Annotated in this window: 13 protein-coding genes; 6 read left to right on the top strand and 7 right to left on the bottom strand. The window is 74.3% G+C overall.

Annotated elements, in window-relative coordinates; translation table 11 throughout:
- Nucleotides 1–5: 5 nt before the first annotated feature.
- The gene (locus GEV10_02370) at nt 6–752 is read right to left on the bottom strand and encodes a glycosyltransferase (GenBank protein MQA77319.1); all 747 of its coding nucleotides are present in this window, start codon (nt 750–752) and stop codon (nt 6–8) included.
- 89 nt (nt 753–841) lie between these two features.
- Between GEV10_02370 and GEV10_02375 the strand changes: the two genes are divergently transcribed.
- Nucleotides 842–1,888 (top strand): NAD-dependent epimerase/dehydratase family protein, encoded by a 1,047-nt coding sequence (locus GEV10_02375; GenBank protein MQA77320.1) that lies wholly within the window; start codon nt 842–844, stop codon nt 1,886–1,888.
- Nucleotides 1,889–1,900: 12 nt separating this feature from the next.
- Here the strand turns inward: GEV10_02375 and GEV10_02380 are convergent, their stop codons facing one another.
- The 6 genes from GEV10_02380 to GEV10_02405 all read right to left on the bottom strand — a co-directional run bounded on the left by GEV10_02380 (nt 1,901) and on the right by GEV10_02405 (nt 8,011).
- On the bottom strand, nt 1,901–3,022 hold the full coding sequence (locus GEV10_02380; GenBank protein MQA77321.1) for a two-component sensor histidine kinase: 1,122 nt from the start codon (nt 3,020–3,022) through the stop codon (nt 1,901–1,903).
- On the bottom strand, nt 3,022–3,726 hold the full coding sequence (locus GEV10_02385) for a response regulator (protein MQA77322.1): 705 nt from the start codon (nt 3,724–3,726) through the stop codon (nt 3,022–3,024). The genes GEV10_02380 and GEV10_02385 overlap by 1 nt, the downstream gene beginning before the upstream one ends.
- A 14-nt stretch (nt 3,727–3,740) precedes the next feature.
- Nucleotides 3,741–5,066: a hypothetical protein gene (locus tag GEV10_02390; protein MQA77323.1), complete on the bottom strand. Its 1,326-nt coding sequence runs from the start codon at nt 5,064–5,066 to the stop codon at nt 3,741–3,743.
- Nucleotides 5,067–5,203: 137 nt separating this feature from the next.
- Nucleotides 5,204–6,685, bottom strand: coding sequence for an FtsX-like permease family protein (locus tag GEV10_02395; protein MQA77324.1), 1,482 nt, complete (start codon nt 6,683–6,685; stop codon nt 5,204–5,206).
- Nucleotides 6,682–7,425 carry an ATP-binding cassette domain-containing protein gene (locus GEV10_02400; protein ID MQA77325.1) on the bottom strand — a complete coding sequence of 248 codons (744 nt, stop codon included), beginning with the start codon at nt 7,423–7,425 and terminating at the stop codon, nt 6,682–6,684. Before GEV10_02400 ends, GEV10_02395 begins: the two co-directional genes overlap by 4 nt.
- Nucleotides 7,418–8,011, bottom strand: coding sequence for a PadR family transcriptional regulator (locus tag GEV10_02405; protein MQA77326.1), 594 nt, complete (start codon nt 8,009–8,011; stop codon nt 7,418–7,420). The genes GEV10_02400 and GEV10_02405 overlap by 8 nt, the downstream gene beginning before the upstream one ends.
- A gap of 208 nt (nt 8,012–8,219) precedes the next feature.
- Here GEV10_02405 and GEV10_02410 point away from each other — a divergent pair, with 208 nt between their 5' ends.
- From GEV10_02410 to GEV10_02430, 5 genes are read left to right on the top strand one after another with little or no spacing between them, the layout of a single operon-like run.
- A complete protein-coding gene (locus GEV10_02410; GenBank protein MQA77327.1) occupies nt 8,220–8,861 on the top strand; it encodes a glycosyltransferase in 642 nt (213 codons plus the stop codon).
- An 11-nt stretch (nt 8,862–8,872) separates the two neighbouring features.
- Complete coding sequence (locus tag GEV10_02415) at nt 8,873–9,520, top strand: DUF2064 domain-containing protein (protein ID MQA77328.1); 648 nt, start codon at nt 8,873–8,875, stop codon at nt 9,518–9,520.
- Entirely contained in the window at nt 9,517–10,137 is a 621-nt protein-coding gene (locus GEV10_02420) for an SAM-dependent methyltransferase (protein MQA77329.1), read from the top strand. Before GEV10_02415 ends, GEV10_02420 begins: the two co-directional genes overlap by 4 nt.
- The gene (locus GEV10_02425) at nt 10,110–11,285 is read left to right on the top strand and encodes a molybdopterin-dependent oxidoreductase (protein MQA77330.1); all 1,176 of its coding nucleotides are present in this window, start codon (nt 10,110–10,112) and stop codon (nt 11,283–11,285) included. Before GEV10_02420 ends, GEV10_02425 begins: the two co-directional genes overlap by 28 nt.
- The gene (locus tag GEV10_02430; GenBank protein MQA77331.1) at nt 11,282–11,746 is read left to right on the top strand and encodes a hypothetical protein; all 465 of its coding nucleotides are present in this window, start codon (nt 11,282–11,284) and stop codon (nt 11,744–11,746) included. The genes GEV10_02425 and GEV10_02430 overlap by 4 nt, the downstream gene beginning before the upstream one ends.
- Nucleotides 11,747–11,980: the final 234 nt, after the last annotated feature.

Below are 11,980 nucleotides of genomic sequence, written 5' to 3' on the forward strand. Positions count from 1 at the left end.
TGTCGTCAGCGCCTGCTGCCGGCCGTCCTCGGCCTCCCGACCGGCGCCGGCGTGACCTCGCGGAGCAGGGCGAAGGCGACGTGGGCGAACTGGCGGCCGCGGTGGATCTGCGCGCGCAGGTCGGTGCCCGTGACCCGGTGCGCGAACGGCATCTCGACCTCGAGGACCCGGAAGCCCCTGCGCAGCAGGTCGATGGTGAGCGCGGTCTCGACGCCGAAGCCGTACGCCAGCGGGCGCGCGGCCTCGAACGCCTGCCGCGTGAGACAGCGCTGGCCGTTCAGCGGTTGGGTCGCCTGCCAGCCCGTCGCGCGCCTGATGCCCTCGCGGGACAGCCGGACGACGAACCCGTGGCCGCCGCCACCGCCGGCGCCGGGCATGATCGCGATCGTCATGTCCGCCGCGCCGGAGACGACCGGGGTGACCAGGCCGCCGGCGGCACCCGCGGTCTCGGCGAGGTCGGCGTCGAGGAAGAGCAGGTGCCGCGGCGTCTCACGTTGCTCACGGTCGTCGACCACCGACACGACCTCGGCCCCGCTCGTCATGGCCGCGCTCTTGCCGCGGTTGCGGTCGTGCCGGACGACGAGGGCACCGGCCCTGCGCGCCGCCGCGGTGGTCGCGTCGGTCGAGCCGTCGTCGACGACGACCACCACGCCGACGCCGTCGATGCTCTGCGCCGCGCGGACGGTGGCCTCGATGCGGTCGGCCTCGTTCTTGGCGGGGATCACGACGGCGACGTCTCCGGTACCCGGCATGGGGGGAGCCTACTTGCCGGATCTTGTGATCTCCTTACGTCCCCGTCGATGCGGCGACACGTGTGCCGGACGCGTTCTAGCGTCGGGGCATGCGCGTACTCGTGACCGGCGGTGCCGGGTTCGTCGGCTCGCACGTCGTGGAGGCGTTGCTCGCGGAGGACCACGAGGTTCGGGTGCTCGACCTGTGCGACGCCCGCTCGCCGAGCCTCGACCATGTCCGGGGAGACGTCCGCGACGGCGCGGTCGTGGCCCGCGCACTTGCCGGCGTCGACGCGATCTGCCACCAGGCGGCGATGGTCGGGCTCGGCGCCGACCTCGTCGCGGACCTGCCGGCGTACGTCGGATGCAACGACCTCGGCACGGCCGTCGTGCTCGCCCAAGCGGCGGAGCGCGGCGTCGGGCACGTCGTGCTGGCGTCGAGCATGGTGGTGTACGGCGAGGGCGGCTACGCCTGTGCCGAGCACGGGGTCGTGCGCCCGCTGCCCCGTGAGGCGGCCGACCTGGCCGCCGGCCGGTTCGAGCCGCGCTGCCCGAGCTGCGGCGCCGGGCTCGTCACACGGCGGGTCACCGAGGACGAGCCGCTCGACCCGCGCAACGTGTATGCGGCGACGAAGGTCGCGCAGGAGCACCTCGCGGCGGTATGGGCACGCGAGACCGGCGGGTCGGCGATCGCGTTGCGGTACCACAACGTCTACGGGCCGCGGATGCCCAGGGACACGCCGTACGCGGGGGTCGCGAGCATCTTCGGGTCTGCGCTGCGGCGCGGCGAGGCGCCGCGGGTCTTCGAGGACGGCGGTCAGCTGCGCGACTTCGTGCACGTCCGCGACGTGGCGGCGGCGAACGTCGGGGCGGCGACGGCGACCGCCGCGCCCGGGACGCTGCGTGCGTACAACGTCGCCAGCGGCGAGCCGCACACGGTCGGCGACCTGGCCGCCGCGCTCGCCGAGGCGCACCGGGGTCCCGCGCCCGTGGTCACCGGCGAGTACCGGCTGGGGGACGTCAGGCACGTCGTCGCGTCCCCGGCCCTGATCGCCGACGAGCTCGCCCACGTCTCAACCGTCCGCTTCGCCGACGGCGTCGCCGAGTTCGCCCAGCTCGCCGAGTTGTCAGAGCCTCCGCAGGTCATGGCGCGCTGAGGTTCGGACAGGTCAGCCGAGGGGGAGCCGCACGACGAAGCGGCAGCCGGGTCCGCTGTTGGTCACGCCGATCTCGCCCGCGTGGGCCTCGACGATGCCGCGCGCGATCGCGAGACCGAGACCGCCGCCGCCGGACGACGTCGGCGTGCGCGCCGCCTCGCCGCGGAACGCCACGTCGAACACGTGCGGCAGGTCGGTCTCGGGGATGCCGCCGCACGCGTCGCTCACGGCGAGGTTCGCCGCGCCCTCGGCGAGGTCGGCGGTGACCTCGATGGTGCCGTCGGACGGCGTGTGCCTGATCGCGTTGACGAGCAGGTTGCGCAGCACCCGGCCCATGCCGTCGGCGTCCACGCGCACGGGAACCGCGGACGTCGTGCCGCCGAGGACGTGCACACCCTTGGCGTCGGCGACCGGCGCGACGCTCGCCACGGCCTCGGCGACGAGGTCGGCGAGCCCGACCCGCTGCAGGCTGAGCCGAAGCGCCCCCGAATGGATGCGGGACAGCTCGAAGAGGTCGTCGACCATGCCGGAGAGCCGGTCGGTCTCCTCACGGATCTGGGTGTGGTAGCGCCGCGTCGTGTCGGCATCGCTCACGATGCCGTCCTCGAGCGCCTCGGCCATGGCCCTGATGCCGGCGAGCGGTGTGCGGAGGTCGTGCGACATCCAGGCGACGAGGTTGCGGCGGCTCGCCTCGAGCGCCGCCTCCCGCTGCCGTGCGCGGATCAGCTTCTCGTCGGTGACCTGGAGCTGCCGCGAGACGAGGTCGAGCTCGGCGGGCAGGTCGGCGGGCGGTGCGTACCCGGAGCCGACGACCTGTGCGGCCGACGCGAGTGATCCGGTGCTCGCGGCGACCCGCCGACCGAGCAGCCACGCGGCCGCGACGCCCGCGAGCGCGGCGACCCCGAGCACCACCATGACGACGGTGAAGTCGTGCGCGTCGATGAGCATCGCCTGCACGACGACCACGACGCCGGCGAGTGTGGCGAGGACGGACGCCGCCGCGACGATCGTCTGCAGCAGCCGCAGCGAGCGGCGGCGCATGAGGTGCAGCAACAGGCCGCCGATCCCCGCGACGAGCGCGGTCGCCGGCACGGCGTACGCGACGACCAGCAGGAGGTCCTTGACGGGCAGCATCAGTCCTCACCGACCGGCTCGTAGCGGTAGCCGACGCCCCACACGGTCACGATGCGCGCCGGCGTGGTCGGGTCGGCCTCGATCTTCTCGCGCAGCCGGCGGACGTGCACGGTCACCGTGGAGTGGTCGCCGAACGACCAGCCCCACACCTGTTCGAGCAGGTCGGCCCTGGTGAACGCGCGCCGCGGGTGCCTGACCAGGTGGACGAGCAGGTCGAACTCGCGGGACGTCAGCGTCAACGTCTCGTCGCGCAGACGTGCCTCGTGGGCGCCGACGTCGACGACGAGGTCGTGATCGCGCAGCACGTCGGCCGGGCTCGGCGCGGTGGCCGCGCGCGACCTCCGGAGCACCGACTGCACCCGCAGGACGAGCTCGCGTGCGCTGAACGGCTTGGTGACGTAGTCGTCGGCGCCGAGCTCGAGACCGGTGACGCGGTCGGTCTCGTCGCCCCGTGCGGTGAGCATGATGATCGGCACCGGTGTGCTCTGCCGCAGTCGCCTGCACACCTCGTACCCGTCGATGCCCGGCAGCATCAGGTCGAGCACCACCAGGTCGGGCGGCCGCGCATCGGCGAGGCCCAGGGCCTGCGCGCCGTCCCTGGCCCGGTCGACCGTGTGCCCGTTCTTCTCCAGGTACCGCGTGACGACCTCGGCCACCGTCGGGTCGTCGTCGACCACGAGGATCCGTCCTGGCCGCTCGTGCACCGGGTGTGGAGGAGTCACCACAGCAGCTTCACCGCCCCCTGCACGAGTAGGGCCGTCGTGACCTGCACGGCCAGCCAACGGCGCACATGTCCCGACGGTAGCGCGGTCGCGGCCAGCATCAGCCACGGCGCGAACGGCAACCAGATCCGCTCGACCTCTCCTCGCGTGACGCCGGACAGGTCGAGCACCACGACGGCGAGCACGACGCTGCCGAGCAGCAGCCACCGCCGCCGACCGCGAGAGGCGACGAGCCCGGCAGCCGTGGCGGGGCCGGTGAGGACGGCGAGGAGCGCGAGGTTGGCCACGAGCACGTAGCCGTACGGCCGCTTCGAGCCGGACCCGGCCGCCCACCGCTCGTGCGTTGCGGCCACGCCGTCCGGCCACCAGAACCCACCGGCCGTGAACGCGCCGACGACCAGTGCCGCACCCGCGAGCGCGCCGGCGACGGCGCGAGCCGACGGCCGCGAGACGACGACGGCGACCGCGATCGCGCCGATCGGCAGCAGCCCGTAGTTGAGGTACGCCGTCGCGCCGAGTGGCACGCCGGCGGCGAGACCCAGCAGTGCGGAATCGCGTACCGACGCGATCGTGAGTAGCGCGACGCCCCACGCGGTGACGCCGAGGAACATCGCGTCCGCGCTGGTCGCCACGGTCAGGGCGTACGGGGCGAGTAGCAGGTACGGCGCGGCGGCACGCGCGGTCTCCTCCCCGACCAGGTGCCGCGCCGTCACGAGCACCGCCGCCGAGGCGGACGCCCCGAGCAGGATGCACAACGCGGCGGCGGACGGCGCGAGCGGCAGCCCGAGGGCGTGCGGCAGCCAGAACATCAGCACCGGCAGCGGCGGGTGACCGGCGACGTGGGTGGGGTACGAGCCGACGTTGCCCGCGAAGTGGCGCAGCCAGCCCAGCGGGTCGTCGCCGACCGCGGCGGCGACCCCCAGGTACTCGTTCTCGTGCAGCAGCGGCGTGACGAGTGCGGCCGGACCGCCGTCGGACGCGGCGAGCACGCACGCCCAGGCCGTGGCGCCGAGCCAGGTGAGCAGCAGCAGCCTGACCCACCCCGCCGTGCGCGCCAGCCGTGGCGCGACCGCGATCGCGGCCGCCGCGAACGCCGCCGCGGGCAGCAGCTGCCAGGTCAGCGCCGCGGCACGCAACTCGCCGTGGAACGGCGGGAACGCGCCTAGACGCAGCAGCCCCCGGTCGTGCAGGACGAGACCCACTGCGACGCTCGCGCCGACGAGCAGCAGCCAGCCGGCGACCGCGTACGCCGTCCGGCGACGGCCGCGGCGCGGGTCGGCGGTGGGCGACTGCCGGCTCCCGGGCAGCGTCGTGGTGGACACGGCCCGAGCGTAGGAGCCGGCGGCGGGTGGGAGCCGGCTGCGGACGCGGACGTCACCACCTCGTAAGACCTGCGGACGAAGGAGTGTCGGCGTCCGGTGCCACCCCGAGCACCGGACGCCGACCGGGCGGACCGCCCCTATTCGGTCCGCAGCTCCGCGACGTCGGTGCTCGACCGCAGGAAGAGCAGTCCGATCGCGGTGACCACGAGCACCGCGAGAACGCTACCGCCGGCGATGACGGCGAGGTCGGCCCACGGGATCGGCACGGTGAGCGTCACCGGGGGTGTGCAGTTCCCCGCGGCGTCGCAGAACTCGCCGCCGCGGACCTCGCGCCCGAGGGCCGAGAAGGCCATGACCGTGCCGGCGGCCGTGGCGAGCAGCACGGCGGGCACGAGCGGCGCGACGGTCTGCAGCAGCTGGGCACGGGCGAGCACGGGGCGCGGCGTGCCGCCCGCCACCAGGGCGGCGAGCGACCGTCGCCGCGTGACGAGCTGCTCGGCGAGCATCACCAGCAGGCTCGCCACGGCGACCGTGAGTGCGACCACGACCGCCAGCTGGATGAGGTCGAACGCCGTCTCGTAGAAGCTCGTGTCGCGCGGGAGGTACTCCTCGCCGGACATCTTGGTGAAGGCCCGGTCACTGAGGTCGTCGGCGCGGAACCCGGTCGCGAAGACACTGTGGACCGCCGCGGCACCGCTGCCGAACAGGGTGGTGATCACGATGACGCCGAGGAGCCTGCTGCCCGCCCACGGGTCGGCCATCAGGCGGCGGCCGGCGAGCAACGCGGCCGGTCGCCGACCGACCCGGTGCAGCAGCCGGCCCAGCGTGTACGCGATCCAGCCGGTGCCGAGGGCGAGACCCAGCGCCACCAGCAGGGTGCACACGACACCCAGGCGGAGGAACAGCCGGCCGGACTCCACGGCGTCCTGTGTCTGGAACACTCTGCCGGCGGCCGTGAAGGCCACCCAGCCCCCCAGGCCGACCACCACGAGCACGCCGGGCCAGGGCCGCACCTTCTTGTCGCGCGACCGGCGGACGACGCCGAACGGCGTGACCGACACCCGGCGCATCAGCAGCAACGACAGTGCGATCGCCAACACCGGGATCCCCACGAGGATCGCCACCATGACAGCGAGGGGCGGCAGCACGTCGGTGGGCAGCGGGCGCATTCCGCTCGGCCCCGGCGCGTCGAGGACGGCTCGCCCGGCGAAGTAGACGGCGGCGCCGAGGAGCGCGCCGAGCGCCGCCGCCACGCCGGTCTCGGTCGCCGCGATCCGCGCGGTCTGTGCGGGCGTCGCGCCGCCCATGCGGAAGGCGGCCAGCCGTCTGTCCCGGGCCGGCGCGCCGAGCCGGCTGCATTGCGCGACGAAGAACAGCACCGGGATCGTGGTGAGCACGAGCGCGACGGACGGGCCCGGACGCAGCCCGGGCTCGGCGAGCAGACCGTTGGTGTAGTACGCGTCGGGGTTGTCCCCACCGCCCGTAGGGATCGAGAGCACGGTCGCCACAGCCAGGAGACCGAGGGTCGCGGCGCCCGCGCCGAGTGCGGTGAGCAGGATCCGGACGCTGTCCGTTCGCGTCCCCGCGAGCGCGAACCGTACGGTGGTGAGCGCGGTCATGACACATCCTGCACCGTACGCCGGGCGGTCGCGTGGGCGCCGACGGGCGACGACAGGCCGAGGCCCGACGTGTCGACCCGGCCGTCACTCAGCACGACCTCGCGGTCGCCGTACGCCGCGACGCGCGTGTCGTGGGTGACGAGGACGATGGTGGTCTCCTGGTCGCGGGCGACGCGCAGCAGGTGCTCGAGCGCCTGCTCGCCCGCCAGGCTGTCGAGCGCCCCGGTCGGCTCGTCCGCGAACAGCACGCGCGGTTCGGTGACCAGTGCCCTGGCCATGGCGATGCGCTGCTGCTGGCCACCCGACACCGCGCCCGGCCGGGAGTCGGCGAGGTCGCCGACCCCGAACCTGTCGAGCCACTGCCGGGCGGTCGTGCGCGCCGGCCCGCGGCGCACACCGGACAGCAGGAGCGGGAGCGCGACGTTCTCGGCGGCGGTGAGCTCGGCGACGAGCTGGCCGAACTGGAAGACGACGCCGAAGTCCGTGCGCCGCATCCGCGTCAGGTCGCGCTCGCTCCTGGTGTCGATGCGTTCGCCGCGGTACCAGACCTCGCCCGCGTCGGGACGCAGGATGCCGGCGAGGCAATGCAGCAGTGTCGACTTCCCGCAGCCGCTCGGTCCGGTCACCGCGACGATCTCGCCCGGCTGGATCGCGAGCGAGACGCCGCGGAGCGCGGGTGTGGGGCCGTACGACCGGACGACGCCTCGGGCGGCGAGCACCGGTTCCTGTGGTTCAGTCATCGTCTACTCCGGCGGTGGTGGGTTCGAGCACGCGTACGTCGTCGTGGCCGCGAACGGTGGTGCGCAGCTCGGCGAGGCGGTCGAGGGTGGTGCGCATCCAGCGCAGGTCGGCGTCGAGGTGGGCGAGGGCGTAGTCGGCCGCGACGACGTCGGCGAGGCCGGATCCCGGTTCGGTCTTGACCGCGGTGAGCTCGCGCATCCTCCCGGTGTGCGCGTCGCGTTGCGCGGTCAGGTAGTCGCGGGCCGCCGCCTCGTCCGGCTGGGCGAGCAGCGCGACGATCACCTTCACGAAGAGGGTGTCGGAGACGTACGGCGCCGGCGCCTCGACGCGACCGAGCCAGGCGGCCAGCTCGGCGCGGCCCCTGTCGGTGAGCTCGTACGACGTGCGCTCCGGGCCGCCGTCGCGGCTCTGGCCGGCCTCGGCGACGAGCCCGTCGCGGGTGAGCCGGCCGAGCGTGGCGTAGACCTGCCCGAACGCCAGCGGCCGGGACCTGGGCAGGTGCCCGTCGTGCCCGCGCTTGAGCCCGTAGCCGTGCTGCCGGCCGTCGCGGGCCAGCAGACCGAGGAGCACATGAGCAGTGGACACACCACTACTATTCACTGAGTGAATAGTAGTGTCAACCCCCGACCGTCACGAGCTCGTAAGGATCGCGGGCCGGGCGCGCGCCTACGTTCGTGACTGTGTTTCCCGCCGCTCTCCTCCGCTCCGCTCCTCGCTCACGCCCTGTCGGCACGCAACCTGCGGCAGTCGCTCTCGCTGCGATGCTCACTCCGGAGGGCGGCTTGTGACTGTGATCGACGTCGTGCTGCCGTGCCTGGACGAGGCGGACGCCCTGCCGTGGGTGCTCGAGCGGGTGCCGCCCGGGTACCGCGCGGTGGTGGCCGACAACGGGTCGACCGACGGCTCGGCCGAGGTCGCCCGCGGGTACGGCGCCCGGGTGGTGGACGTCGCCGAGCGCGGGTTCGGCGCCGCGTGCCACGCGGGTGTCGTCGCCGCTGGGACCGACGTCGTCTGCGTCATGGACGCCGACGCGTCGTGCGACCCGGCCGAGCTCGACCGGGTCGCGGGTCCCGTCGTCCGCGGGACGGCCGACCTCGTGCTCGGCCGGCGGCGGGCGGAGCGCGGTGCCTTCCCCATGCATGCGCGGTTGGCCAACGTGGCACTCGCCGCCGTCGTGTCCCGGGAGGCGGGCGTACGCCTGCACGACCTCGGTCCGATGCGGGCGTTCCGGCGCGAGGCGCTGCTGGCGCTCGAGCTCGCCGACCGCAGGTTCGGCTACCCGCTCGAGCTGGTCGTCCGCGCGGCGCGGGCGGGCTGGCGCATCGAGGAGGTGCCGGTCTCGTACCTGCGGCGGGCCGGCAGGTCGAAGGTGACCGGGACCGTCCGCGGGACGCTCCGCACCGTCCGTGACATGAGCCGGGTGCTCGCCTCGTGACACCGCTCGGAGTGCAGATCGTCGTGCTCGCCAAGCGCCCCGCACCCGGCCGGGTCAAGACCCGGCTGACCCCGCCGTTCACGCCGGACCAGGCCGCGGCGCTCGCGGCGGCGTCGCTGACCGACACCCTCGACGCGGTCGGTGCGGCTCCGGTCGCGGCGCGCGCGCTCGCCTTCGACGAGGACCCCGACGGGTGGCTGCGCCCCGGGTACGACCTCGTCGAGCAGGTCGCCGGCGGGCTCGGCGACCGGTTGGCCGGGGCCGTCCGCGACGCGTACGCGCTGTGCGGGCTGCCCCTGCTCCTCGTCGGCATGGACACCCCGCAGCTCACCCCGCGGCTGCTCGCCGCGGCCGCGCGGCGGCTGCTCGTCACCGGGGTCGACGCCGTGCTGGGCCCGGCGACCGACGGCGGCTACTGGGCGATCGGGTTTCGCACACCGCGCGACCACGCGTTCGCCGGGGTGCCGATGTCGACGCCGGCGACGTACCGCGCCCAACGGCGCCGGCTGTGGACGCTCGGACTGCGGGTCGACGAGCTGCACCCCCTCACCGACGTCGACGACGTGGCGACCGCGCGAGGGGTCGCCGCGTCGTCGCCGCACACGCGGTTCGCCCGCCTGCTCGCCGACCTCGATCCTGCTGAGGAGGGAGCGGCATGATCGGCGGCCTGTACGAGGAGACGCTGCACGGCCGGCGGGACGTGCACGTCGAGTACGCCTGTGGCGAGGCGCGGCCGTTCACCGTGGACGAGTGGCTGGCGCTCCGACCCGGTGACGAGTCGCTGCTCGCCCGGTGCGTGGGGCCGACGCTCGACGTCGGATGCGGGCCCGGCCGGTTCGTCACCGAGCTCGCCGCGCGCGGTCAGGTGGCGCTCGGCATCGACGTGACACCGGCGGCCGTGGGGCTCACCGCCCGCGCCGGCGGGTCGGTCCTGCTCCGCGACGTCTTCGACCCCGTCCCCGGCACGGGCCGGTGGCAGACCGTGCTGCTCGCCGACGGGAACGTCGGCATCGGTGGCGACCCGGTCGCGCTGTTCCGCCGCGTCGCGACCCTGCTGGCGGCGACCGGACGCGTCCTCGTCGACGCCGATTCGCCGGGCACCGGTCTGCGGACGCTGCGCGCGCGGCTGCGTGCGGGTACCACGCGAAGCGAGTGGTTCGACTGGGCGACAGTGGGCGTCGACGCCCTCGCCGCGACCGCGGAGCCCGCCGGCCTCGCCATCGCCGAGACCTGGGCGGAGGAGGGCAGATGGCTGGCCGCACTCGTCCGCCCGTGAGTCTGGCCGCGGGCCTCGAGCTCGCGCGCGGGCTGGAGGGACGGTTCGCGAGCCGGCTGCGTGACCCGGGGGTCGCCGCCCGGCTGGGCATCGCCCTCGGCCTGGCCTTCGGCGTGTGCTTCCTCACCGGGCTCGTCAGCCACTTCATGCAGCACCCGCCGTTCGGGCTCGCGTGGCCCGCACGTCCCGTCGCGTTCTACCGCGTCACCCAGGGCCTGCACGTCGTCACCGGGGTGGCGACCGTCCCGCTCCTGCTCGCGAAGTTCTACGCCGTCTACCCGAGGCTGTTCCGCTGGCCGCCGTTCCGCTCGCTCGCGCACGCCGCCGAGCGCGGCTTCGTCCTCGTCCTGGTGATCGGTGCGCTCTTCCAGGTGGTCACCGGGCTCCTGAACATCGCGCGCTGGTACCCGTTCGCGTTCAACTTCACCACCACCCACTACGCCGTCGCCTGGCTGCTGGTCGGTGCGCTCGTCGTCCACGTGGCGCATCAATGGCGCACGGTCCGTGACGCCGTCCGCGTGCCGTTGCCGTCGCCCGACTCCGGCGAGACGTTGGGACGGCGGCAGTTCCTCGGCCTCGCGGCTGCGTCGAGTGGCCTGCTCGCCCTCGTCACGGCGGGGCAGACCGTGCCGGGCCTGCGTCCGTTCGCACTCCTCGCGCCGCGCCGCGGCGACATCGGACCGCAGGGCGTGCCGGTCAACAAGACCGCGGTCTCGGCGGGTGTCGCCGGCCGGCTGCGCGACCCGGCGTACGTGCTGCGTGTCACCGGTGCCGTCGAACGCGAGCTCGTCCTCGACCTCGACGCGTTGCGTGCCCTGCCGCAGGTCCGGTCGTGGCTGGCGATCACGTGCGTCGAGGGGTGGAGCGCCGACGCGACGTGGGAGGGCATCGCCCTGCGTGACCTGCTCGACCGCGCGGGCGCGAGGCCGGACGCCAGGGTCCGGGTCGAGTCGCTGCAGCGCGGCGGTGCGTACCGGCAGTCGTACGTCGACCCGCCGCACGCGCGCGACCCGTTGACCCTGCTGGCGCTCCGGGTCAACGGCGAGACGCTCGCCGCCGACCACGGCTACCCGTGCCGGCTCATCGCGCCGAACCGTCCCGGCGTGCTGCAGACCAAGTGGGTCTCGGTCGTCGAGGTGCTGTCGTGACGGAGCGCAAGGGACTGGTCGTCGCCTTCGCGGTCGGCACGCTGTGCGTCGCGTACGGCGGCTGGCTGCTGCTCACCAGCCGGCGGCTCGCCGACGTGCCCGCGGCGCTGTGGTGGCTCGCCGGCGTGCTCGTCGCGCATGACGGGATCGTCGCCCCGCTCACGATCATCGCGGGACTGCTCGTCGTGCGGTTCATCCCGGCCCTGGTGCGCCCGCCGGTGCAGGCGGGCCTGTTCGTCAGCGTGGTGCTCGTGGTGGCGTCGTCCGCCCTCGTCCTCGGCCTCGGCCGCGACCCGCTGAACCCGTCGCTGCTCCCGCTGCCGTACGGCAGGAACCTCGCGCTGCTGCTCGGTCTGGTGTGGGCGGCGGTGCTCGCCGCGATCGTCGTCAGGTCCGCGCGCTCACGCCGGCGCCCACGCGACGAGGCCAACCCCAGCCGGGGTCCCCAGCGGTGGCGGTAGCCCCAGCCGGGGTCCCCAGCGGTGGCGGGACCCTGGCTGGGGTCCCCAGCGGTGGCGGGACCCTGGCTGGGGTCCCCAGCGGTGGTGGGGGCTGTAGTAAAGACCTGAACGGATGGTTGGAGATCAGGACATCCCCCTGATGGGGTAAACGGGCTTGGTGTCCCAACCACTCATCAGGAGGATGTCTTGTCCAAGGGTAGTAGTCGCCGGCTGTCTCGTGGGGACCGTCGCCGC

The sequence above is a fragment of the Streptosporangiales bacterium genome (assembly GCA_009379955.1).
Classification (GTDB): Bacteria; Actinomycetota; Actinomycetes; order Streptosporangiales; family WHST01; genus WHST01.

Excerpts from the sequence above, each read along its gene's own strand:
- GEV10_02425 (MQA77330.1), top strand. The coding sequence starts at position 10,110 with ATGGCTGGCCGCACTCGTCCGCCCGTGAGTCTGGCCGCGGGCCTCGAG.
- GEV10_02380 (MQA77321.1), bottom strand. The coding sequence starts at position 3,022 with ATGCTGCCCGTCAAGGACCTCCTGCTGGTCGTCGCGTACGCCGTGCCG.
- GEV10_02370 (MQA77319.1), bottom strand. The coding sequence starts at position 752 with ATGCCGGGTACCGGAGACGTCGCCGTCGTGATCCCCGCCAAGAACGAG.
- GEV10_02420 (MQA77329.1), top strand. The coding sequence starts at position 9,517 with ATGATCGGCGGCCTGTACGAGGAGACGCTGCACGGCCGGCGGGACGTG.
- GEV10_02375 (MQA77320.1), top strand. The coding sequence starts at position 842 with ATGCGCGTACTCGTGACCGGCGGTGCCGGGTTCGTCGGCTCGCACGTC.
- GEV10_02395 (MQA77324.1), bottom strand. The coding sequence starts at position 6,685 with ATGACCGCGCTCACCACCGTACGGTTCGCGCTCGCGGGGACGCGAACG.
- GEV10_02400 (MQA77325.1), bottom strand. The coding sequence starts at position 7,425 with ATGACTGAACCACAGGAACCGGTGCTCGCCGCCCGAGGCGTCGTCCGG.